Annotated in this window: 17 protein-coding genes; 6 read left to right on the forward strand and 11 right to left on the reverse strand. The window is 38.8% G+C overall.

Annotation, left to right across the window (positions count from 1 at the left end; translation table 11 throughout):
- The first annotated feature begins 127 nt into the window (after positions 1-127).
- Complete coding sequence (locus O3598_RS07660) at positions 128-1,321, forward strand: multidrug effflux MFS transporter (protein ID WP_119982334.1); 1,194 nt, start codon at positions 128-130, stop codon at positions 1,319-1,321.
- A 110-nt stretch (positions 1,322-1,431) separates the two neighbouring features.
- Here the strand turns inward: O3598_RS07660 and O3598_RS07665 are convergent, their stop codons facing one another.
- Positions 1,432-5,688 (reverse strand): acyl-CoA dehydratase activase-related protein, encoded by a 4,257-nt coding sequence (locus tag O3598_RS07665; RefSeq protein ID WP_316585056.1) that lies wholly within the window; start codon positions 5,686-5,688, stop codon positions 1,432-1,434.
- 446 nt (positions 5,689-6,134) lie between these two features.
- Between O3598_RS07665 and O3598_RS07670 the strand changes: the two genes are divergently transcribed.
- Complete coding sequence (locus O3598_RS07670; RefSeq protein ID WP_156931703.1) at positions 6,135-7,889, forward strand: 1-deoxy-D-xylulose-5-phosphate synthase; 1,755 nt, start codon at positions 6,135-6,137, stop codon at positions 7,887-7,889.
- A gap of 135 nt (positions 7,890-8,024) precedes the next feature.
- Here O3598_RS07670 and O3598_RS07675 read toward each other — a convergent pair whose 3' ends face one another.
- The 7 genes from O3598_RS07675 to O3598_RS07705 form a co-directional block, all read right to left on the reverse strand.
- Positions 8,025-9,338 (reverse strand): DUF389 domain-containing protein, encoded by a 1,314-nt coding sequence (locus O3598_RS07675; protein ID WP_005384054.1) that lies wholly within the window; start codon positions 9,336-9,338, stop codon positions 8,025-8,027.
- Positions 9,339-9,347: 9 nt separating this feature from the next.
- A complete protein-coding gene (locus tag O3598_RS07680; protein ID WP_005379647.1) occupies positions 9,348-10,385 on the reverse strand; it encodes a nicotinate-nucleotide--dimethylbenzimidazole phosphoribosyltransferase in 1,038 nt (345 codons plus the stop codon).
- A 1-nt stretch (position 10,386) separates the two neighbouring features.
- The gene (locus O3598_RS07685; protein WP_005379634.1) at positions 10,387-11,010 is read right to left on the reverse strand and encodes an NUDIX hydrolase; all 624 of its coding nucleotides are present in this window, start codon (positions 11,008-11,010) and stop codon (positions 10,387-10,389) included.
- A 148-nt stretch (positions 11,011-11,158) separates the two neighbouring features.
- Positions 11,159-12,481: a dicarboxylate/amino acid:cation symporter gene (locus O3598_RS07690; protein WP_371452294.1), complete on the reverse strand. Its 1,323-nt coding sequence runs from the start codon at positions 12,479-12,481 to the stop codon at positions 11,159-11,161.
- 201 nt (positions 12,482-12,682) lie between these two features.
- Positions 12,683-13,549, reverse strand: a complete 867-nt coding sequence (locus O3598_RS07695) for a hypothetical protein (RefSeq protein ID WP_371452296.1) — start codon at positions 13,547-13,549, stop codon at positions 12,683-12,685.
- Between the two features lie 30 nt (positions 13,550-13,579).
- The gene (locus O3598_RS07700) at positions 13,580-14,407 is read right to left on the reverse strand and encodes a hypothetical protein (protein WP_038148955.1); all 828 of its coding nucleotides are present in this window, start codon (positions 14,405-14,407) and stop codon (positions 13,580-13,582) included.
- Between the two features lie 24 nt (positions 14,408-14,431).
- A complete protein-coding gene (locus tag O3598_RS07705) occupies positions 14,432-15,604 on the reverse strand; it encodes an iron-containing alcohol dehydrogenase (RefSeq protein ID WP_156931705.1) in 1,173 nt (390 codons plus the stop codon).
- Positions 15,605-15,753: 149 nt separating this feature from the next.
- Here O3598_RS07705 and O3598_RS07710 point away from each other — a divergent pair, with 149 nt between their 5' ends.
- Positions 15,754-17,313, forward strand: a complete 1,560-nt coding sequence (locus tag O3598_RS07710) for a hypothetical protein (RefSeq protein WP_371452298.1) — start codon at positions 15,754-15,756, stop codon at positions 17,311-17,313.
- An 82-nt stretch (positions 17,314-17,395) separates the two neighbouring features.
- Here O3598_RS07710 and O3598_RS07715 read toward each other — a convergent pair whose 3' ends face one another.
- Complete coding sequence (locus O3598_RS07715; RefSeq protein ID WP_371452300.1) at positions 17,396-17,914, reverse strand: flavodoxin family protein; 519 nt, start codon at positions 17,912-17,914, stop codon at positions 17,396-17,398.
- A 304-nt stretch (positions 17,915-18,218) separates the two neighbouring features.
- On the opposite strand from O3598_RS07715, the gene O3598_RS07720 reads away from it, so the two are divergent.
- Positions 18,219-20,501, forward strand: a complete 2,283-nt coding sequence (locus O3598_RS07720; protein WP_371452302.1) for a ribonucleoside-diphosphate reductase subunit alpha — start codon at positions 18,219-18,221, stop codon at positions 20,499-20,501.
- A gap of 188 nt (positions 20,502-20,689) precedes the next feature.
- A complete protein-coding gene (locus O3598_RS07725) occupies positions 20,690-21,718 on the forward strand; it encodes a ribonucleotide-diphosphate reductase subunit beta (protein WP_295227018.1) in 1,029 nt (342 codons plus the stop codon).
- 324 nt (positions 21,719-22,042) lie between these two features.
- Here the strand turns inward: O3598_RS07725 and O3598_RS07730 are convergent, their stop codons facing one another.
- Together O3598_RS07730 and O3598_RS07735 are read right to left on the reverse strand one after the other, a co-directional pair.
- The gene (locus tag O3598_RS07730; protein WP_316586644.1) at positions 22,043-22,501 is read right to left on the reverse strand and encodes a DIP1984 family protein; all 459 of its coding nucleotides are present in this window, start codon (positions 22,499-22,501) and stop codon (positions 22,043-22,045) included.
- An 85-nt stretch (positions 22,502-22,586) separates the two neighbouring features.
- Positions 22,587-23,003, reverse strand: a complete 417-nt coding sequence (locus O3598_RS07735; protein ID WP_172733393.1) for a GNAT family N-acetyltransferase — start codon at positions 23,001-23,003, stop codon at positions 22,587-22,589.
- Positions 23,004-23,424: 421 nt separating this feature from the next.
- On the opposite strand from O3598_RS07735, the gene aroF reads away from it, so the two are divergent.
- A complete protein-coding gene (aroF, locus tag O3598_RS07740; protein ID WP_016476424.1) occupies positions 23,425-24,438 on the forward strand; it encodes a 3-deoxy-7-phosphoheptulonate synthase in 1,014 nt (337 codons plus the stop codon).
- Positions 24,439-24,500: the final 62 nt, after the last annotated feature.

The raw sequence follows: 24,500 nt of genomic DNA on the forward strand, positions 1-24,500 counted from the left end.
ATAAACCTATAGCTTTTTCTTATTAATCATGTTACAATACCCTTGTTAAATAGATAAAATCAAATGCAGTCTGCGAAGTGCGATTCGCAGACTTTTATTTTTCCCTTTTTTTAATATAGGAGATTTTATGGAGTCTACAAAGAAAATATCTTTATTCATTGTCGTATTTCTAGGGCTTCTTACGGCCATCACACCACTTGGTACTGATTTATATCTACCAGCATTACCAATCATGCCTCATGAACTTAATACAAATGCATCCCTCATTCAGATGACAATTGGCATTATGACTTTTGGTATCGCTATCGGTCAATTGATTGGCGGTCCTCTTAGTGACTCATTGGGGCGAAGAAAACCACTCATCATTGGTAATATCCTCTGTGTAATCGCTAGTATACTCTGTGCTATTTCGCCCAATATTGAGATTTTACTAGTTGCACGATTTTTACAAGGTTTAACCGGTTCTATCGGAGTTGTTATTGCTAAGGCTATCTCCCGAGATTTTGCATCTGGTAAGGAATTAATGCGACTCATGTCTCTACTGATGCTCGTCAACGGATTAGCTCCGGTTATTGCACCACTTATAGGTGGTCAGCTTCTACTATTTTCTACGTGGCGCTTTATTTTTATTGTCCTCGCCGTTTTCTCTGCGGTGTTGCTTATAGGCTCTTTCTTTTTTACTGAAAGCCTACCACCAGAAAAACGTATTTCCGGTGGTATAGCAACAGCATTTAAAAACTATGGTGCTCTACTTAAAGATAGTTCTTTCTTAGGTCAGACTCTAGTGCAGCTATTCGCCTTCGGTGGTTTCTTTGCCTATATTTCAGGTTCATCCTTTGTATATCAAAATATATTCAATTTATCTGCCCAAGAGTTCAGTTATATGTTTGGGATTAACAGTTGCGGTATTATCCTCGCTAGCGTAATCAGTGCCAAAGTAAGTAATGTTGTAAAAATAAGAACCATTTTACATACTAGTCTATTGCAATTAACGATTGGCTCTATCCTATTCCTTTGTGCGATGTACTTTAATTGGTCCTTTATTGTAACTAGTATCATTCTGTTCTGTACAGTTTGTACCGTATCTGTATTTGGATCAACAGGGTTCTCTATGGCAATGGCGAAATATGGACACCAGGCAGGTAGCGCCTCTGCTATTTTAGGATTTGCAGGCATGTTTTCAGCCGGGTTTGTATCGCCATTAGTTGGTATTGGTGGAAGTCATACTGGTATCCCTATGGGGATTGTTATGGTTGTATGTGCTGTATTAGCATTAGTATGCTTCTATACAATGATTAAAGAAGATTCATCAATTTCATAAAAAAGCGTCCCTCATATGTATCCTCTTTACTGGTTGTCCAGTAAAGGGGGTACATATCACTAGGGACGCTTTTTTTATATTCAGTAATTATATAATTGACTATTACATTATCATTCAAACATTGTTGCTAACAACAATTTCAATCGATTTGCTTGGTTTACCGCACTTGAACCTGGGTCATAGTCGATGGCTGCAATGCGCACATCAGGATATGCTTCGGATAATGTTTTTACCATGCCTTTACCACTAACGTGGTTAGGTAAGCAGCCAAATGGTTGCAAGCAAACTACTTGTTTCGCACCTTTTTCGATAAGATCAATCATATCACCTGTAAGGAACCAACCTTCACCGCATTGATTACCAAGGTCAATATAATGAGCCGCTTCTTTTGCAACCTTCGTCATCCGTTGCAATGGATCAAAATGCTTAGATGCTGCAACAGCTTTTGCATATGGCAAGCGGTATAATTCTAACGCTTCGCGAGCCAAGGATCCAAAGAATCCGGAAAGCCATGTACCATCTAAGTGTTTAGCACGATATGTACTATCCATAGCACAATACAAGAAAAAGTCTAGTAGACCAGAGGTTACAACCTCGCCACCTTCCTTCTCTATAAGTTCATTAATATGGTTGTTCGCACTTGGATGGAATTTAACGTAGATTTCACCTACCACGCCAACACGAGGTTTCGGCTTAGATTTATCGACTGGTAAATTGTCAAAGTCTTCAATGATGTTCTTAATATATTTACTATATTGGAATATATTAGCTTTTGTAATACGTTCCCGTAATTTTTTAACCCAATAATCGCACAATGCATCTGCAGATCCTGGATTAATTTCATAAGGGCGCGTAGCCAATACACATTGCATCAACGCATCGCCGTATACTACGGCTTGAATCATGCGATGTAAGAAGGATTTAGTCAATTTAAAGCCTGGTTGACGTTCCATATCACTCGCATTAAGTGACAAGATTGGAACTTGTTTCATACCTGCATCGATGAGGGCTTTACGCAAATAACCAATATAGTTGGTAGCACGACAACCGCCACCGGTTTGAGAGATAATAACAGCTGTCTTATTAACATCGTATTTACCAGATAATAAGGCGCTCATCAATTGGCCTACAACGATGATAGCAGGATAACATGCATCATTATTGATATATTTTAGACCTATCTCTACATCTTCACGCGTAGGTGCTGGTAACATGTCAAAGTCATAACCTTCAGACTTAAGCACTGGCTCCAATAGTTGGAAATGAAGAGGTGACATTTGAGGCACCAAAATCTTATAGGTCTTACGCATTTCTTCAGTAAAGACAACACGTTCATAATCATATGCTGGTGTATCATCAATAACGGTCTCTATAGGAGCTTCTGGATTATGGTGTTTACGCATACTCCGTTCCATAACGGATTGCAAGGAACGTAAGCGAATAGTGACAGCGCCTAAGTTTGTACCTTCATCAATTTTAAGCAATGTATGAATCTTATGCTTTGCAGATAAGATATCCTTTACTTGGTCTGCCACAATGGAATCAAGACCACAACCGAAAGAGTTCAACTCAACAATTTGGAAGCCTTCCGTACGACTTACAAATTCTGCTGCATGATATAGACGACTATGGTATGACCATTGGTCTACAACGCGAAGATGTTTAATATCCTTACCTAATGGTGCTACACCATCTTCGGTAAGAACCGCCATACCAAGAGAGGTGATAAGCTCAGGGATACCATGATTAATACCGGAGTCTAAGTGATATGGACGACCAGCCAATACGATGGTAGGCACTTGTTCTGCTACGAGACGAGATACAGTTTTCTTTGTCATCTCGCGATAGTCAGCCTTACATTTTTCTTGTTCGGCCCAAGCAGTCTCAACGGCATTAGAAATTTCAGATTTAGAGAATGGCAAATCTTTTAAGGCTTTCACCAAAGCAGGCACCAATGATTTCTTATCTGCTAGTGGCAAGAATGGCGCATAAAATGGCGTTTTTCCCATCACATCTTGCATATTGTTTCGAATCAATTCTGGGTAAGAAATAACCATAGGGCAATGGTAATTATTGTCACGGCTAAATTCCTTTGGACCATGTTGAATACATGGGTACCAGATTAAATCAACTTGGGCTTGGGCAAGATCACGAATATGACCATGAACGGCCTTAGCAGGATAACATGCTGTATCGGAAGGAATCGTATCAATTGCTTTATTATATTGATCCTTCGTCGTATAATCTGACAATACCACTTCGCAACCTAATTGATTGAAGAATGTAAACCAGAATGGGAAATCTTCGTACATATTGAGGACGCGAGGAATACCGATGCGCAATTTACCTTCAAATTCAGGAATATTTTTCTTGAGGAAGTAATCAAAATAACGGCGTAATTTTACGTCTACCATATTTGGAACAGGCTTATGTTTCTCTTGAATCATATCACCGGCACCACGGTCACAACGATTACCCGTTACATAGGTACGGCCATCGGAGAATGCATTGATGGTAAGCATACAATTATTAGAGCACAATCCGCAATTACGCATGGATGTAGACACTTGCAAGGATTTCAAACCGTCACTATCAAGCAATGTACTATGTTGATTTTGCAACTCTTCTGCCGCTTCAGAAGCGAGCAATGCCATACCATAAGCACCCATCAAACCGGATACATCAGGGCGAATTACTTCGACGCCCATTAATTTTTCAAAGGCACGAAGCACCGCTTCATTATAGAATGTACCGCCTTGTACGACGATATGGTCACCTAATTCCTTAGGATCTTTTACCTTAAGCACCTTATACAATGCATTCTTGATAACAGAATATGCAAGGCCAGCGGCGATATCCGGTACAGTAGCCCCTTCTTTTTGCGCCTGTTTTACCTTGGAATTCATAAATACAGTACAGCGAGACCCCAAGTCGATTGGCATAGGTGCCAATAAACCTTCCTTGGCAAATTGCTCAATCGGCAAACGCAAGGATGTAGCAAAGGTATCAATAAAGGAACCACAACCAGAGGAACAGGCTTCATTCAATACGATGTCTTCAATGTATCCATCGCGTACCTTTGTACATTTCATATCTTGACCGCCAATATCCAAGATGAAGGATACATCAGGGCAGAAGAATTGAGCAGCCCGATAATGGGCAATTGTTTCTACTTCCCCAATATCGATACCAAGAGCGCGTTTCAAGAAGGCTTCGCCATATCCAGTTACACCAGAATGAGCGATGTAAGCCCCTTTTGGCAATAAGCTATAGATTTTCTCTATTAGTTCTTGGGATTTTTCTAATGGTTTCCCATGATTTGGGCCATAGTGAGAGAAGATGATTTCATTCTTGCTATTGATCAAGACGACTTTCAACGTCGTAGAACCCGCATCGATACCGAGGTAACATGGACCTTCAGCATCTTTAATATCACCCTTCGGTGTTACCGCCTTAGCATGACGTGCACGGAATTCTTCTAGTTCCGCTTCATTTCTAAATAGCGGATCCACACGATCGGTTGCTTCCATTGGTACACCAATAAGCGCACCGATTTCCTTCGTCAATTCACCTACTGTAATATCACGACATTCATCATTCATGAGAGCTGCGCCTAGGGCAATAAACAACTCACCATTTTCAGGGATGATACGATGTGCTTCATCGAGTTCTAAGGTGTCACAGAAGCATTGACGTAATTCGGATAAGAATGTCAATGGACCACCGAGGAAGGCTACATTCCCTTCAATTTTATGACCACATGCAAGGCCTGCAATCGTTTGGTTAACGATGGCTTGAAATACGGACTTTGCAATATTTTCATGAGATGCGCCTTGATTTAGCAATGCTTGTACGTCTGTTTTCGCAAATACGCCACAACGAGCGGCAATTGGGTAAATAGTATCCGCATTCATCGCCAATTGATTAAGGCCGGATGCATCCGTTTGCAATAATGTTGCCATTTGATCTATGAAAGCACCTGTACCACCGGCACAAGAACCATTCATGCGATGTTCTGCAGTACGACCTAGATACGTAACCTTAGCATCTTCACCACCAAGTTCGATAATAACATCAGTTTGTGGGTACAACGCTTTTATCGCCTTTGTTTCGGCAATTACTTCTTGTACAAAAGGTATACGCACCTTATCAGCCATCGCCATACCGCCAGAACCTGTAATTGCTACATGTACTTTTGCTTCTTCATAGCCCACTTGAGCCTCTTGTAGCAATGTATGAACAGTATCCAAAATATTGGCGTAATGTCGGATATATTTTTTATACAAATAATTATCTTGTTCGTCCAACAAAACGACCTTGACCGTTGTAGAGCCAACATCGATCCCCATACGTAAGGATTTTTGCATATATACCTCTCTTGAAAAAAATGAAGAATTGGTACGCTCGCACCATTTTTCTTCATACATTTAAGTAAAAGTTAAATAATAAAGCTTTTAACTACACATCTAAAAAATTAAATATTAAATATATTATACAACAAACAGAGATTAATTCTAGGTTTTGCCATATTCCAATGTGGTATATAGAACATGACTATTCCTAATAAAATATATATAACTCTATATGTCGTGTATTTTTTATTATACCACTTTAAAGTGAAAAATATTGTACGTAAAGATACATTCTAAAATTAATATGGTTAGTTATTACTTATTTATATATCTAAATATATCGAATTGCCTTTTTATTTATAAATAATTTTAGTCTATAATGTTATAATAACTATTAATGAGTCATATATTTCATTAACTGTAATTGATTTATCCATTAGTATGGATCATGTAGGAGACCTATGGAACTGACAGACATTCAAATTCCTAGCGATTTGCGCGACTGTTCTCTCACAGAACTCGAGGTCATCGCACAACATATACGTAATTTAATTATCCATAGAACATCACACATTGGCGGTCACATTGGTTCATCTTTAGGAGCCACTGATATTATTGTTGCCTTGCATCATGTGTTCAGCCCTGATGATGCTCAATTTATATTTGATATTTCCCATCAAAGTTATGCTCATAAAATTTTAACAGGCCGTTACGAAGGCTTTAAAAATAAGGACAAATTTCACACCGTATCCGGTTATAGCAATCCTGATGAAAGCACCTACGACGCATTTCACTTAGGCCATGCTTCCACAAGCCTCAGTTTAGCTTGTGGCCTCATGATTGGCCGCGATTTACAGCATAGAACACACCCAATTATAGCTATGATTGGTGATGGTGCGCTATCCGGCGGAGAAGCTTATGAAGCATTGAATCATTTGTCCACAATGTCATCTCAATGTTTAATTATCATCAACGATAATGACCAATCTATTGCAGAAAATCACGGCGGTTTGTATAGCCATCTTCAACAATTACGCGAAACTAATGGTGAAAGCCCTAATAATATCTTTAAAGCTCTAGGCTTTTCGTATCGTTACGTCGACGATGGCAATTCGTTGCCAACCGTAATAAAGGCTCTAAAAGAATGTAAAACAGAGACAACACCGATAGTGCTCCACATCCATACGACAAAAGGCTATGGTTACAACAAGGCTATTACCAATCCTGAAAGCTTTCATAATCCATCCGGATTTGATATTGACACAGGGGAAACAAAAAAACGCTATACCAACAGCTATGAATCTATCGTTGCAAAACAACTCATTGATGCACTGGAGCAAAACAAAGCTGCATGTATCGTTACAGCTGCTACGCCTGGCGGTTTCTGTTTAACCAAAGATATACGTGAAAAATTAGGTGCTCAATACATCGACGTAGGCATTGCAGAGGAACATGCTACAACATTACTTGCTGGCATTGCCCACAACGGTGGCACGCCGATTTTACCGATTTACAGTACATTTTTACAACGTGCCTATGATCAAATTATTAATGACCTATGTATTAATAATAGCAATGCACTGATCCTTGTATATCGCGCGTCCATTTATGGTAATAAGGATATGACACACCTTGGATTCAATGATATTACTATGCTCAGCAACATGCCCAATCTCATGTACCTAGCACCTACAACAGTAGAGGAATTAGAATCTTCCATTCGTTATGGAGTAGAACATCACAATCATCCTATCGCCATCCGTATTCCTGTAGGATCACCGATTTACGAAACTAGTCAATCCAATACAACAGGATGTCCTGTAACGTCGTGTAACATAACCCAATCAGGTAATACGATTGCCATCATAGGTGTCGGTAATTTCTACCATAAGGCGGTCGAACTTAGCCACGCAATACATGATGCCATTCATATCTCTCCGACGCTTGTCAAACCACTTTGTATTTCTAGTTTAGACACTGATACATTGAATGAATTAACAAAAGACCACAATATCGTCATCACCTTAGAGGACGGCGAACTCGAAGGTGGCTATGGTCAAAAAATTGCTAGCTATTATGGAAAAACGTCCATGAACGTCTTAAACTATGGCATTTCCAAACAATTCTACGACCGATACAATCCAGAAGATGTATTACAACAAAATCACCTAGATTTTAAACACATTTTAGATGATATACAAAACATACAACATTAATTCAATACATATATGTCAAAAAGGGGCTGTAACAAAACAGCCCCTTTTCGTATCTATAGAATTTGTCATGAGAAGGTATTGTATCAGATACATATATTATTAACGATCAATTAGAACGCTGGGATGATAGCTCCCTTATAGAGTTGACGTTGTTTGCTCGATAGAAATAGTTACAGGCGCTGATAATTTAGCCTCTAACCAAGCTTTTATTCGTTCCAAATCTGCATCAGATATAGTGGATGTAGTATGGATAATCACCATATAGCGACTCGCTTTAGGCTGTTCTAGGTTATCTATTAAAGGCATGCCTTCCACTTTGCTTACAAACGGGAATAACGCCTTTGCTTCAGCTTCTGTCGTTTTCATAGTATTTATAGTTTCACTTACTAATTGATAAGTTGGCTGGTATAGATTACTCAAGTTTTTATATGTTTCAAGATTCTCTGAAGATTTATTCAAGTTCGTCTTATCCATAGTAGATTTTTTCTCATCTACGCTATTAACAAATCGTAATGTATAAGGCTGCAAGTACTCATCCTTATGTAACTTGTCATCCAACTGGGCTTGCTCCTCTGAAGTCACAGGAGCTCCTATAACTACTATGTCTACTAGCTTATTCGTTTGATCCAATGAATAATCAATCACTTGTCGACGTCCCTCTTGATTAATATCATTCTTAATAAACTGCTCCATATGATTTGACTCAGAATACTTGATGGTCATATCATAGCCCGCATAAATACTTGGTATAGCCATAATAAGACCAATCACGAGAAATATTAGCTGGTTACGACGATTAACCTCTTCTGCTTGTTTATGGAATGGCAAACTATATACACCCTTTAAAACAATAAAAGATGCAAAGAAGATGAAGAATGCATTTATAAAGAATAAATAGCTAGCCCCAAAGAAATAATTCCAATTTCCATTAGCAAGTCCATATCCTGCCGTACATAGTGGTGGCATAAGTGCAGTCGCAATCGCAACACCTGGTATAACATTATCTAAGGTCTTACGCGTTTGCCCAATAATCCCAGCTAACCCACCAAATATAGCAATGAATACATCAAAAATATTCGGTTCTGTACGCGCTAATAGTTCAGATGTAGCCGTCTGAACGGGAGAAATATAAAAATATAAAGCAGATGCCAAAACAGCAATCGTAATCTGTAAGGACAATCTTAAAATACCGCTTTTCACAACTGTAAAATTAAGCGTAGCGAAGCCAAAACCAGTTGCTAAAATAGGTCCCATCAACGGCGATATAAGCATAGCACCAATAACAACTGCCGTACTATTCATATTCAACCCAATAGAGGCAATAAACATGGAGAGGATCAGGATAACCAAAGCAGGTCCCTTAATCTTAGCACCACCTATCAGTCTTTTGGCGATAGTTGCATCATCAGCTCGCTCAAAATGTATATCAAAGTATTTATTTATTTTCATTCGTCCTCCTTATAATTTCATCAAATCTGCAAAGGTCCCTACGTTTACAAACATATGCTGTGTAGTTTTGAGCATTTGAACCATTAAGATAGCTCCTGTCCCTTCCCCCATCGACATGTGGGCTTGAATAGGAACCATGTCTTGTGTAATATCTACCTCTGCTAAAGCTAGCTCTGTGCCTTTTTCTCGAGAGTTATGAGATGGCAATGCATAATCCTTAACACGATCATTCATATGTACCGCACAAGCTGCTGATACAGCTGTAATAAAGCCATCAATGACGAAGGGCTTTTTAAACTCAACACAAGCGAGCATAGCCCCAAGAATAGCAGCAATATCAAAGCCCCCTACATGGGCTACGATTTTACGAACTCTTTCAACTTCACTGTCAGAAACGATACTAGTCTTATGCTTATCTAATACAGCGCGCACAAAATCAATTTTTCGTTTCATCAAATCTGGTTTATTCGGCCAAGAACCAGGGCCTACTGTTTCAGTGGGATCCGCTCCAGTTAAGGCAGACAACACACAGGCAGAGGTCGTCGTATTACCGAGTCCCATTTCACCAAAGGAAAAAAGATTTATCCCTTGCTTTACATAATGTTCAACTCGTCCATAGCCAGCTTGAAAGGCACTATTAAATTCATCCTCACTCATAGCAGGATGGTTTAATATATTCTTTGTCCCCTTTGCGACCTTGCGATCCACTCCGATGCCATCATCTGAGGCAATTCCTACATCCACAACTTCATAAGGAATATTGTTAAAGTTACAAAACTGTGTAGCCGACGAACGACCCAAGAGCATATTACGCGACTGCTTTTGCGTTACCTCATAGTTATAGCCTACATAACCTTCCATATTACACCCATTATCGGCGGAAAATATGATGTGCTGAGGTCTAATTTCACTATCGATACGGCCCCAAGCCGTACAAATTTTACGAAAATAGGTTTCCCATAAACCAAGGCCACCAGGTATTAGACACTTAGGTTGGAGGAATTTATTCAATTCTTTATCAAATGAAGTTATTTCGTTATCTTTCATTTTATATAGTATTACCTTGTCGATATAAATCTAAGAAATTTTTGAGGACTCGACCTGTTAATCCCCATATCGTATATTGCTTATAGGGATAAAAATAAACAGAATAGTTCTGCCGAATTTTCCAATCTATTTGATACCCTTCTAATAAATGGAACGGAAAATCTCGTAATGGTTTAGTTCCGATATCTAAGTGCCCTACCGTTGGTTCCATATTCAATAAATACGAAAGTGGTACCGTAAAAATTTCACCGACCTCATCAATATTAGGGCGAAATTCATCCGTATGTAAACGTACCGCCACTGCATGTAATTTAACACCAATGGCAGATACTAAACAATCTAATGAGCCTAACAATTCAATTTGCTCTGTATCTATCCCTAATTCTTCCGAGCATTCACGAATAGCCGCAGCAGCTCCAGTTTTATCGGTGCTTTCACAATGTCCACCAGGAAAGCTAATTTCACCAGGCTGTCTACGTAAGGTCTGACTACGCACCGTAAATAGGACGTGATCCTCACCATCAATTTCAAGCAATGGCACTGCTACCGCTGCCGTTATAACATCAATATCTGTAGTCACTTGCGGTTCTCGCCCATTTAAATATACGCTTAATTGTCTATCCATAGCCATCCCCCTTTTCTTAATTATACCAATAATTGTTTTCCAGAAAATAGTAAACGTGGCACATTATTATATTTTCTATTTGAAAGCAAAATAGGTTGCCTAACATATAAGAGGCAACCTATTTATATATGCTTTTATAACGTACAATCTACGCACCTTGGAATTGAGGCATGTCATCATGAGAGTCAGGATCGTCTAATGTACCTTTCAAATCATTATCAACCATAGCACATACAGATGCATCGGACCAAACGTTTTCGGCCGTTTCAATCATGTCGATAATTGTATAGATTGGTAAAATAATACCAAGCAAACCGATTGGCGCGCCAATGGAACTCATCAAGGACAATGTTAAAAAGTAACAACCCATAGGAACACCGGCATTACCAATCGCAGCAAGAACAGCGATGAAGAGCCAAGCCACCATAGTGCCAGCTGTTAGTTCAATGCCTGCATTTTGCATTACAAACAAGGACGTAACAAGGATGAAAGCTGCGCAACCATTCATATTAATAGTTGTACAAATTGGCAACACGAAACGCGCTACAGAAGGATGGGCTTTCAAATTGTCTTCTGCAGAGGCCAATGTAACAGGCAATGTAGCAGCAGAAGATTTCGTAAACAATGCAACAGCTACGGCTGGAGACATTTTGCGGAATACATCGATAGGGTTTAAACCACGGAATAACAAGAACAATGGAATTACAATAAAGAATTGAATCAAGTTGCCGCCGATTACAACAGCTGTATATTTACCTAATGCACCAACGATAACCCCTGCTTCGATTTGTGCAGATAATTGACCTGCAAAAGCAAGGATACCGATTGGTAAAACGTAAAGTAAACCTCTAATCAATGTGAATAGTAATTCTTGTAAACCAAATAACACCTTCAATACTGCTTCACGACCTTCTGTACGAGGCATGAAAGCAAAAGCTAAACCAACAGAAGCTGAAATAAACATAACGGACAATACGTTACCTTCTAAATACGGTTTCAAAATATTGTTAGGAATAACGGATAAGAAATGATCATAATATGTTACGTGACCTAATTTTTCAGGTACTTGCGCTGCACCGGCACCGATTACATCAAGTGGTAAGTTACCTGGCGCAATCCAAAGGAATAAACCAAGACCAACAGCGGCTGCACAAATTGTTGTTAACAATGTATAGGTGACAGCATGACCAAAGATACGGCCTGTATCCTTCTTAGCACCCAACATGGACAATGTGGTAATAACCGCTAGTGATACAGTAGGTATTGCAATGAATTGGAATAAATGCGTAAATACTGCAGCAATGAAATTAAATAAATCATTAAGAACTGGAATATGTTGCCATCCTAAGATAGCGCCGATGATGAGCGCACCCATCCATAAAATGAACTGACGTAATTTACCTTGACCACGACTTTTCAAGGTAATCTCTTGCGCTAAGGCATCGACCTTTTTATTATTTTGATCTGCCATAAAAACACCTCTCAACTAATAAAACTACTAGAGACCAATAAAGAAACCCCAGCCCTAGGGGCTGGGATAATTAATCACATCCGAGTCTCTTCATAAAACCCATTATAAAAATATGTTTTAGAATTGTCAATTACAATACTTGAATATATTGTAATATGTTCAAGTATTGTTCCAAATTATATATACAAACTCTGCCCAACTCTAATGATACATATCTATATCTACAGTAATCATTCGAGTTCGCTCTGGATTAAACATAAAGTAAATGACTCTAGGCTGGTCTTGATCAAAATTATGATAAACAACATATACTACATATTTATCAGCCGATATCCGAGTACTATAATAATAATCTTCATTGGGATCATCACCGACACTCTGTGTACCGTCAATTAACCAGGGAAATAATTTCCAATTTTGTCGTCGAATGGTAATAATCTCATAATAATTGCTTACATCACTAACCAATACATTTTTATCTTTTGGATATGTAAACGAATTAAGTACTTCAACTGTAGTATCTTTGTCCCTGCCATTTATAAACGAATACCAAGCATTAGATTTAACCGTTTCCTCATACCTTGAAATCGTAGCTTTATCACCATCTAATACTAAACAGCTTTGATTTCCACCTATTCCAATTACTTCAGCAGAAGAAATCACTTTCAAACTCTCCGGTAAAGACTTAGGTGTTTGTAATGGAGTCGGAATATACCCCGCCTTAGATGAAGGCCATGTAGAGTGCCATCGTTGTGTATCATAATGGGATATTCCTATAGCTGAAAATGCTAAATTAACAGCTAATGTAGGAATCATGCACAGGAAAAAAATAACATAAAAATATGGCAAAAATCTTTTTCGTATACCTTTCTCACTATCGATTACTCCACATTTTTCAAACAACAATACAATCGTAGCTACTAACAAAATCAGATAGTATAACCCAGAATATGATATCTCATCCGAGAGTAAAAATGTTAGTACCCAAAGAGTTATAAAGAACCATATACTCTTTCTATAAGAAGCAGAAAAAAACAATTCCTTCAAGTAAATTAAACACTGTCGCATTTACGTTCTCCACAACAATACCTATTCAAATTACTTAGATTGATAAAACACAGCCCGTGTTCCATCATTACTGATCAAAAGTTCCACAAAATGAGGTCTTTTAGTATTCCCATCGTCTACAAAGACATATAGTCTATGATTTTCAGTAGAATTATATGTGTACTTCACCACTTTTTTCGTTTCTTTTCGAGGTGCAAAGCGTAACCACTCTATAAAACTCCGTTGTGGTAAGTTTAGAGGTTCTTCCTCGATGCTCTCTATAATGTTATAGCTATTGGGATGAGATATAAAACGCTTTTTCTCCCCAGTGTCTAAATCACGCAATACACCATCCGCATCAATTTGCGCTTGATACACAGTGTGTTCCTTAGCAATCTCCTCATACTGTGCAATAACTGTAGGATTTCCTTCTAATACAGTATATCTTGTAGGATATGCATTTGCCCACGCTAAGCTATCGCCAGATGCAGAGGCCTTTGAAATACCTTCAGGAAGGTTCTTAGGACGCTTTAGACCTTCCGGCAATCCGTCATCATTTGGCCAACCTCGTTGCCAGTCCATAGTACTAAACTCAAATCCATCGGTTTGTTCAAGAGTCGTTTGAGTATCGTACTTAAGCCAATCCGCAACAAGTCCAGCTAAACATAAATTAAATATAATAAATACGCAGCAAATCAATTTAATATGTGTTTTTTCAGATAAAGCATGTTTCTTATACCAGTCATATTGTAGTACTAAAAGCAATACTATTGCTACGCCAAATACAATATATGTTATAGGTGCTATATTAAATAGCATTGCCACAATAAATAGCATAATTATATATGCAGTTAATAGGCCATAAAATATGCGAACCAAAACTCTCTCCCTATATTTCTATGACTACAACATTTTCTTATATAGCACTTCTATATCGTTACGGCTCACTTCAGCCACTGTATTCGCAATATTTCCTGTAGCTACAACGTATACATTATCCACGAGCCATGGAATGTCTTTTTTCGTAAATCCTAATTCTGTAAGGTTTGTAGTAAGGTCTAGGTCATGTACGATTAGGCGTAATGCTTCACCCAGCTTAGAACCATCACCATGGTTGAATATACGTGCCAATGAGTTGAATTTTTCAGGGTTAGCACTCCATGTGTATTCCACTACAACAGGTTCAATAACTGCAAGACCAACACCATGGGTAATATCTTTAAGGCCACTAGCAGGGTGTTCCATACCATGACCAAGTGTGACGCCTGCTGTATTGATAACCATACCGCCAATAGTGCTAGCCAATGTAACGGACTCCCATGCTTTTGTTAATTGTTTTTTGTTAAGTACAGCTTCTTGACCATTCGCAATCGCTTTCACATGTTTATATAGAGGTACAAGATATTGTGCTAGTAATGTTACTGCATAATGAGCTAGTGCATCGGTGAAAGGTTGCGCCGTTTTAGATGTGTACGCCTCGATGTTATGGCACAATGCATCGAAACCAACAGATGCCAACACATGAGGAGGCATAGTCCCCATTACAGCAGGGTCCACGATAGATACCTTAGGCACGATGGCATTACAGCGTAAAGATTTCTTATCCCCTGTTTCAGGGTTCGTGAGGACACCAAAGCCATTACCTTCAGAACCTGTGCCACAAGTGGTTGGAATCACAATAAGCGGTAACGCATTATCACTCGTTTTACGGTTAAAGATATAATCATTAATGTCGCCGTCATTCACCGCCATAAAAGCAATGCCCTTTGCACAATCCATAATGGATCCACCGCCGATGGCAATAACCATATCACAGCTTTCAGATTTAGCTAACGCAGCGCCGTCTAAGGCAGTCGTAGTCAATGGATTGGCATCCACTTGATCAAAGAGAACATGTTCAATATGGGCCGCATCAAGCTTAGCTACTACGCGGTCATATAAACCAGATTTTTTAGCACTAGTACGACCAGTTACAATAAGTGCTTTCTTGCCATACGGTGCAGCAAAACCAGCAACATTATCTACTTTATTCCAACCGAATTGAATGTTTACAGGTAAAAAATAAGAGAATTCCATGTGATAACCTCTTTTCTTTGAAAACTAGTTCTTAGTGTTATTGTAAAGGATATTTACAAGCATGTAAAACCTCATAGGGCTTTCACCAGAAAACAGGTATACTAATAATAAGAGGGGAGGATTTATATTTATAGAGGGAGAGAACATCTATGAAATTTGCTATTAAACATGTATGGTCTTCGCTGCGAGACCTAGCAACGCAGTCGCCTATATTACTGGCATTAATTGCCATATTTTCATGTACACCGTTGTATATTGAACAAGATTGGTTTGCCGAAATCGACATTAAGCTATACTCACTGTATTTCTTTATCGTTATATTACAAAGCTATATAACAAGAGCTCGAAAGTTTTCCATTTTATATACCTTAGTAAGTATCGGAATCAGCGTTGGCCTTTATATGATTCACGAAAGCTACGGCTATGTGCGAGGTATTGAACTGGCTACGGAAAATATATCATACCTATGGCTATACTCCATGATTGCCTTGTATTTCACATCGCCTGGTGAACACTACATCGGTGAAATCATTAACCGCATCAAAAGGATTGGCATCACCCTTGTTACGTCTACGCTATATAACATTGTTATCATCATGAGTTTATGGTTCTTCTTCATCATCGTGGACCAACCATTCAACTTTGAAGAAACCATTTTTAAGGTGCTCGCATCCATTAATCTATTCATTTGTCTATCTATGGTATGTTCTTACAAAGAAGATCCCGCAGGTCCTCCGGCACCAAACTCATTTTTTACTGTTGTATTCGGCATCATCTTGCCTAAGGCATCCATTATTACAGGCATTCTAGCTAATATCTATTTGGTCTTGATCCTGTTAGGGCTTCGAGAGGATACGCGTTTCTTCTACACCTATTATCCGTATGTAGCCATTTTCTACCTATTCTACTTGGCTAGCTTTAGATCTAGTGAAAGTAGCAGAACACAGCAAATCCTATGCTTCTTGTTCATTACACTAACTACACTGTGCTTAGCTCTTATCGGTAAACGTGTGATTAATGAACCAATTCTCTGGCTCAATACGATTTACGTGAGTGCATTCAATTTAATCTTCTTAGTACACAATGTATACTCTCTAGTGAAAGTTTTAAAACCTTCTGTACACACAACCGTTATGGCTCTTGCCTTAGGTGCTGTTCTCTTGACACCATTCATAGGCTATACAACGTATCGTGAATTTGTGACCTATACTAAAGTTGATGGAGAATGGCATGCAAGCCTACCAATAGCTGCTACCTTTGATCCTAACTTCACGGACTATGGCACACCATATGTCCCTGTAGATGATTTAAAACTGCCAGATACAAACCCAACAAACGGCAGACGCGTCGAGTATATCAATTTTGATGCTTTGTCTGCACCAAAGGTTATGTCTATTGCAGGATACGATAAATACATTGAAAACATCGAGTTAATTGTATACGAACAAGATCTTAAAGAATACCAAGTAGAGTCTGCCAACTTCGACTCCATCTCCTTCAAGTTCCTCAACAACGGCCTTGATTTAGAGGTGTCTCTACCAAATGGAGTAACAGAGGTGCATCATATTTATGATAAGTTCCTTACAGTCGATAAAACAGCTATCGATCCAGTCATTATAGAAGGCAATGGATATAAGCTATTGATTACGTCGTACTTCATAAACCAATTCGATACACGTAAACTTAAATTTAACGTACTTTATAATTAAGCATATAATACAATATAGTAATAATTACAACATCATATATAATATGACAAAAGCAGTACCCCGGAAGGGGTACTGCTTTTATTCATCGATCTAACTTGGCTAGAATATATTGGGCAAAGTCTTGGGCCGCTTTAAAATCGTCTTCATTTGGGTGTACTGCAGCTTGTTTGTGACGTGCATCGCGATCAGCAGATTGACCGTGGCTATGCCCTTTCGGGAACATCTTGTACATCATTTCGATAACCTTAGGATCTACCTTACCTTGGCAGATGAACGTCCCTACAGGCTCTACGCCATCGGGTAAACAATTGGCTGCATTGATTAAGCTCTCCTTAGCATGTGCCATTTGCGGTGGTACGCCAGCTGTAGCAAACAGAGCAATATGAGGGTTATGTAATGTGCCTAGTACATCACGGGCCTCTTTATTAGCTGTCCCCTTATCAACCCAAAATCCGGCAAACACCAGATCATAGGATGACATATCTGAGGGTAGTTCCGACATAGATACACATGGTGTGTCCGCTGGCAATACTCTGGCAATGGTCTCTGCCACTTGTTTTGTATTTCCCGTAAGGGACGAATATATAACGATAGATTTCATAGCTAACCTCCTATTGTAAAACTATATTTATTATAAATCATATAGTATCTATCTATAATAAAATTAATCACAAACTACATCGATAAATTTAATCTAACCACATTGATAAATTCAAAAAAGTCAATATTGAATATATAGATTTTTTTCGCTATAATCATTACATAATGTATTTAATAAATAAGAAAACTACCATATATTGTAGTTTTCTTATTTTTCTGATTAGAACTAGTTTAAAAGAGTACATCTGATTTACGCTAGCTCTATAGATGATTTTACATAGATTTACAATGTAAGGGGAACCATAATGGAGATTATGATCAAGAAACGGGATGGCCATTTTGAACCGCTATCCGTTGAAAAAACGAAACGCATGATTGCCTTCGCATGTTTGGGGTTAGATTCTTGTGATCCACTAGAATTGGAAATGGATGCGAAGTTACAATTCGTTGATGGCATGACAACTAAAGAAATTCAAAAAACGTTAGTACAAACAGCTATCGAAAAGGTTATCGCTAAAAAAGACGACGGTTTCGGCAACCAAGTTAATAAAATGAACCAAGATTGGCAGTTTGTTGCAGCTCGCCTCTTCTTGTTCGATTTCTATAAAGAAGCAGCTATCACTCGTCGTTATAAAGCATTCGGTTATGGCAACTTCCCAAATCTTGTACATATGCTTGTAGAAGAGAAAAAATACGCTGACTTCTTCGTTACAGAATATACAGCTGACGAATTGCAAGAGTTAGGCGATTACATCAAACCTAAGCGCGACTACCTCTTCAACTATGAAGGTCTTAAATTATTGGCTGACCGTTACTTGGTAAAAGGCTTCAACAAAGAAATCTTTGAATTGCCACAAGAACGCTTCATGGCTATAGCAATGCACTTGGCATTGGTAGAGGGCGAAAACAAAGTAGAATACGCTAAGAAATTCTACGATTTGATGAGCCAGTTAAAAATGACAACAGCTACACCTACATTGGCAAATGCAGGTACACCATTCCATCAGTTGTCCTCTTGCTTTATCTCTGGTGTAGATGATAACTTATGGTCCATTTACGACGTAAACAGCAAGTTCTCCCGCGTATCTAAACACGGCGGCGCTCTTGGTATCTACCTTGGTAAAGTTCGCGCATTGAACTCCGATATCCGCGGTTTCAAAAACTCCTCTGGTGGCGTTATTCCTTGGATCCGTTTATACAATGATACAGCTGTTGCAGTAGACCAATTGGGTAAACGTAAAGGCGGCGCCACAGTAACACTCGATATTTGGCACAAAGACTTCTACGAATTCGTAGAACTTCGTACAAACAATGGTGACGACCGTCGTAAAGCTCACGATATCTTCCCTGCTATCTCTGTTCCAAACATCTTCATGGAACGCATGATCGGCCGTGAAAACTTCACCCTCTTCGACCCTCATGAAATCTTGGCTGTAAAAGGCTATGCTCTAGAGGACTTCTACGACACAGACGATAACAAAGAGTTCACAAAACGTTACCTTGAATGTGAACAAGATCCGAACTTACACGGCATCGAAGTACCAGCACTAGACATGATGAAAAAAATCATGCGCTCTGCTGTTGAAACTGGTACACCATTCATCTTCTTCCGCGACACTGTAAATGCTGCAAACCCTAACAAACATGCAGGTATGATTTACGCATCCAACTTGTGCCACGAAATCGCACAAAACGTGGGCTTCACAAACCTTGCTGAAGAAATCATCAACGAAGACGGCACCATCACTACGAAAACAAATACAGGAGATATGGTTACATGTAACTTGAACTCCATTAGCCTTGGCCGTATTACTGACGAAGAGTTAGAAGAAAACATTGCTCTTCAAATTCGTATGCTAGACAATGTTATCTCTATCAATCAAACACCAGTACCAGAATCTCGCATGACTTCTGATAAATACCGTGCTATTGGTCTTGGTACTTCTGGTTACCACCACTACCTTGTAAACCACGATATCCAATGGGAGTCTGATGAACATATCGAAGTAGCGGATAAGTTGTTCGAAAACATCGCGTACTATTCCATCAAAGCTTCCATGGAATTGGCGAAAGAAAAAGGTGCATACCCTGCATTCAAAGGTTCCGAATGGGAAACTGGTGAATACTTCACACGTCGTGGCTACACATCCGATCGTTGGAAACAATTGGCTTCAGATGTTGCAAAATTCGGCATCCGCAATGGTTACTTGATGGCCGTAGCTCCTACAGGTTCTACTTCCAATATTGCGAACACAACGGCTGGTATCGACCCTATCTTCAAAAAATTCTTCATCGAAGAGAAGAAAGGTTCTTTCACACCAAAAACTGCACCAGATTTGAACGATAAAACTTTCTGGCTCTACAAAGAGGCGCATACAATCGACCAACAATGGTCCATCAAAGCTTGTGGCGTACGTCAACGTCATATTGACCAAGCACAATCTTTCAACTTGTATATCACACCTCAAATGAAAGCAAAAGAAATTCTAGACCTTTACGTTGAGGCATACAAACAAGGGATTAAAACAATCTACTACATTCGTAACCAATCCCTTGAAATGGACGAGTGCACTAGCTGCTCCTCCTAATACTTAATAGGTATTTTCTACTCAATATAGAGTATGGTAAAAGTTAAAAATATCATTGCTATATTTTACAAAAACTATACACTATAAGTAGAAAGCACTAACCCTGTGAAAGATACTTTCACCAATATTATAAATCTGATGACGACCTATAGCAGTATAGGTCGCATCGTTGTATAAAGGAGTCCACTATGGATAAAAAACTGATTTTCAACGAACACGGTGAACGTGGCACGCAATCTATGATTGGTGGCAACACCACAAACCTTCGCGAATGGAACCGTATCAAGTACGACTGGGCGAACCAAATGTACCGTACAATGCTCAACAACTTCTGGATTCCTGAAGAGATTTCCTTGAACGAAGACGTTAAGCAATTCCCATACTTAACAGATTACGAACGCCGTGCATTCGACAAAATTATTGCATTCTTGAACTTCCTTGATTCTATTCAATCTGAAAACTTGCCTAACTTGAGCCGTTATATTACAGCATCTGAAGTGGCATCTTTATTGAATATCCAAGCATTCCAAGAAGAAATTCACGCTCAAAGTTATTCCTACATTTTGGACACTGTAACAAATCCTATTACACGTGACAAAATTTATGACGAATGGCGTACAGATAAAACATTACTTGAACGTAATCGCTTCATCGCCGATGCATACCAACGTTTCAGTGATGATCCTAGCGAAGCAAACCTTATCCATACAATCATCGCTAACTATATCTTAGAAGGTATTTACTTCTACTCTGGTTTTAGCTTCTTCTACACATTGGCACGCCAAGGTAAAATGACAGCTACATCCACTATTTTCAAATACATCAACCGCGATGAAGTAACTCATCTTGTATTGTTTCAAAACATCATCCGCGAGTTACGTCGTGAACGCCCTGACTTGTTCACGCCTGAACTGGAAGCGAAAATCACTGACATGATTCGCCAAGGTGCAGAAAATGAAATCGCTTGGGGTCAATACATCACTGATGATAAAATCCTCGGCCTTAACAACGTTCTTATCGAACGCTACATCAAATACCTTGCCAATATCCGCTTAGAAGCAATCGGCTTGCCTCATCTATATCCTGAAATCAAGGACAATCCAATGGAATGGATCGAAAGTTTCTCCAACTTGAATAGTACAAAAACTGACTTCTTCGAAGCAAAAGTTACAAACTATACAAAAGCAGCAGCCTTTGATTTCGATGATTTAGTATAAAAGAAACTCCTACCCAAAAGTTCCACCGGCTATTTCTGTCCTTTCAGGACAGGCCAAAGTCACTTTTGGATAGGAGTTTCTTTTTTGCAGTAAAAAGTTATAGTAGAACAAAAAACTCTTTCATTTTTATTATCCCCAACGCCACCCTCATCAAAATAGTTGACACATGGTAATACATTATAAAAAATAACCATACATTTATACGCAATAAGGGCCTACACGATACATATCATCAACGCCCCGTACATGTAATGGAATATCATCTTTTTACGAATTAAGCAATCGTGGCTTTGTATCCACCCTATCTTGATTACCAACTTGTGATTAGTACTCTTTTAAATCAACAGTCCAGTTAGTGGATTGTAATAAATTATCTAATGTGCGAATCTCCTTAGATATTGTATCTGCTGTTTTTTGTAATTCACTAACATTTACAGTTGCTATCATTTTGATTTCCGAGCCACGAGCCCGATAATTAATAGTACTCGCACTATCTGCTAAGGCACGATATGCAGAAAGCCGCATAATAGCACCTTCTTTTTCCGCTATAATTTGCGTTAAAGAGCGCCCTTCAACAATAGTTGCACAGTTAGTAAGATTAATATCTTTAATGAGTTGTTGAAGTCTTGCAATTGCCGCTTCTAGTTCTTGCATCAATACGTTAGGGTCTTCATTAGGTATTTCCCCTTCTTGTACTAAACTATTTTGATTTAAACGACCTTGCAAATCACTAATTTTCTTATTCAAATCAGCACGTTCTTGTAATGCTTCTGCTAGTTTCATAAACTCTCACCTCATATTTTAAAATATATAGATATTAATATACTGACCGAGCTAATACAAACTATTATATTTAGTATCTAGTTTCTTATAATACTTTCCGCATCATCACATGTGGGCAGCCTTCATCAAGGTATTCTTCCCCTTCTGCTTTATAGCCAAGGGATTCGTAAAATGGTTTTGCCTGTACTTGCGCCGACAAGGAGCAGGTCTTAAATCCATCGCGACGGATTCCATTTTCCGCAGCAAGCATGATTTTTGAGCCCAAATTCTGACCACGATATAATTTGCGTACTGCCATACGACCAATATGAGCATCCCCTTCTATATCGCTGGGGAAAAATCTACAAGTACCAACAGCTTTTCCATCTATATATAAAAGCACGAATTTTGCCTTTTCATCAATTTCATCAAATTCATTCTCGAAACCTTGTTCTTTCATGAACACATCTGTACGAATTTGTTTAATATCATCGTTAATTGTATTTAAAATTTGAATAATCATAACTCTCCTTACCAATTATGTTCTATAACGTTATATTGCTAGCATTTTCTACCTTTAATTCTACCATGAGTATAAAGGCAAAGGAATGTTAAAACAACTTTTTTCTATAGAATTTTGCGATTTTTTGAAAAAAGTACTTGCATAAAATTCTCAAATGGGTTTATACTGTACACATCAAATTTAGAAAGGAGCAACCAAAGATGACTAACCAAATTAGCACAGTAGCAAAACAATACTTTTATTGGTTCTTTATCCAACGTACGGGTAAGGAACTATTTGAGCTACGCTAATTTAGAAATCATCAATTGTTGCTTAGAATAGTAAAAGGGTTACTCGTATTAGAATACGGGTAGCCCTTTTTTATTTGCTATCCCGTATGGTTGGCCCCACTATTCGCATTGTTATTTGAGGAGGACTTATTATGATCATCACATTAAAAACAACAGCTACAGAAGCAGAGGTAACAAAATTACGCAATGAATTAGAAGCGAAAGGTCTTGTTATCCATCCAGTAGAAGGGGCCCACTATAATATCTTAGGTCTTATCGGCGATACAGCATCCCTCGATTCCCGTCAAATCGAATCTCTTGATTTCGTAGATAAAGTAACTCGTATTCAAGAACCATACAAAAAAGCAAACCGTAAATTCCATCCAGATGATTCTGTAATCAACGTAGGTGGTGCACTTATCGGTGGTGGTCACTTCGCAGTAATGGCTGGTCCTTGCTCCGTTGAAACACCTGAACAAGTATTAGAAACAGCAAAAGCTTGTAAAGAAGCTGGTGCCACAATCCTTCGCGGCGGAGCTTTCAAACCACGTACTTCTCCATACTCCTTCCAAGGTATGGGTCCAGAAGGTTTGGAACTGTTAGAGCTAGCTAAAAAAGAAACTGGTCTTCCTATCGTTTCCGAAGTTATGGATATTTCCCAATTACAATACTTCGATAATGTAGATATGCTTCAAATCGGCGCTCGTAACATGCAAAACTTCACACTTTTAAAAGAAGTAGGTAAATTAAACAAACCAGTTCTCTTAAAACGTGGTTTGTCTGCTACATACGAAGAATGGTTGATGGCTGCTGAATACATCATGTCAGAAGGCAATGAACAAGTTGTATTATGCGAACGTGGTATTCGCACATTCGAAACTAAAACTCGTAATACATTAGACGTGACAGCAATTCCTATGATGCACGAATTATCTCACTTACCAATCATCATGGACCCTAGCCACGCTGCAGGTATGAGCCGCATGGTTCGTCCACTTTCCCTTGCATCCGTAGGTGGCGGTGCAGACGGCCTTATGATCGAAGTTCACAACGATCCATCCAAAGCATTGTGCGACGGCCCTCAAGCATTACGTCCAGACCAATTCACTAGCCTTATGAAAGAAATTATCGCATTGCGCCAAGCACTGGTAGAATGCACTAAATAATCTTAAATAGCACACAAATAAGCTAGTATCCGTTATAATAGGTACTAGCTTATTCTTTTAAG

This window comes from Veillonella atypica (genome assembly GCF_041431435.1).
Classification (GTDB): Bacteria; Bacillota; Negativicutes; order Veillonellales; family Veillonellaceae; genus Veillonella; species Veillonella atypica.

Bases quoted from the DNA above. Each gene is read 5' to 3' on its own strand.
- O3598_RS07660 (WP_119982334.1), top strand. From the start codon at position 128: ATGGAGTCTACAAAGAAAATATCTTTATTCATTGTCGTATTTCTAGGG.
- O3598_RS07665 (WP_316585056.1), bottom strand. From the start codon at position 5,688: ATGCAAAAATCCTTACGTATGGGGATCGATGTTGGCTCTACAACGGTC.
- O3598_RS07670 (WP_156931703.1), top strand. From the start codon at position 6,135: ATGGAACTGACAGACATTCAAATTCCTAGCGATTTGCGCGACTGTTCT.
- O3598_RS07675 (WP_005384054.1), bottom strand. From the start codon at position 9,338: ATGAAAATAAATAAATACTTTGATATACATTTTGAGCGAGCTGATGAT.
- O3598_RS07680 (WP_005379647.1), bottom strand. From the start codon at position 10,385: ATGAAAGATAACGAAATAACTTCATTTGATAAAGAATTGAATAAATTC.
- O3598_RS07685 (WP_005379634.1), bottom strand. From the start codon at position 11,010: ATGGATAGACAATTAAGCGTATATTTAAATGGGCGAGAACCGCAAGTG.
- O3598_RS07690 (WP_371452294.1), bottom strand. From the start codon at position 12,481: ATGGCAGATCAAAATAATAAAAAGGTCGATGCCTTAGCGCAAGAGATT.
- O3598_RS07695 (WP_371452296.1), bottom strand. From the start codon at position 13,549: ATGCGACAGTGTTTAATTTACTTGAAGGAATTGTTTTTTTCTGCTTCT.
- O3598_RS07705 (WP_156931705.1), bottom strand. From the start codon at position 15,604: ATGGAATTCTCTTATTTTTTACCTGTAAACATTCAATTCGGTTGGAAT.
- O3598_RS07710 (WP_371452298.1), top strand. From the start codon at position 15,754: ATGAAATTTGCTATTAAACATGTATGGTCTTCGCTGCGAGACCTAGCA.
- O3598_RS07715 (WP_371452300.1), bottom strand. From the start codon at position 17,914: ATGAAATCTATCGTTATATATTCGTCCCTTACGGGAAATACAAAACAA.
- O3598_RS07720 (WP_371452302.1), top strand. From the start codon at position 18,219: ATGGAGATTATGATCAAGAAACGGGATGGCCATTTTGAACCGCTATCC.
- O3598_RS07725 (WP_295227018.1), top strand. From the start codon at position 20,690: ATGGATAAAAAACTGATTTTCAACGAACACGGTGAACGTGGCACGCAA.
- O3598_RS07730 (WP_316586644.1), bottom strand. From the start codon at position 22,501: ATGAAACTAGCAGAAGCATTACAAGAACGTGCTGATTTGAATAAGAAA.
- O3598_RS07735 (WP_172733393.1), bottom strand. From the start codon at position 23,003: ATGATTATTCAAATTTTAAATACAATTAACGATGATATTAAACAAATT.
- aroF (WP_016476424.1), top strand. From the start codon at position 23,425: ATGATCATCACATTAAAAACAACAGCTACAGAAGCAGAGGTAACAAAA.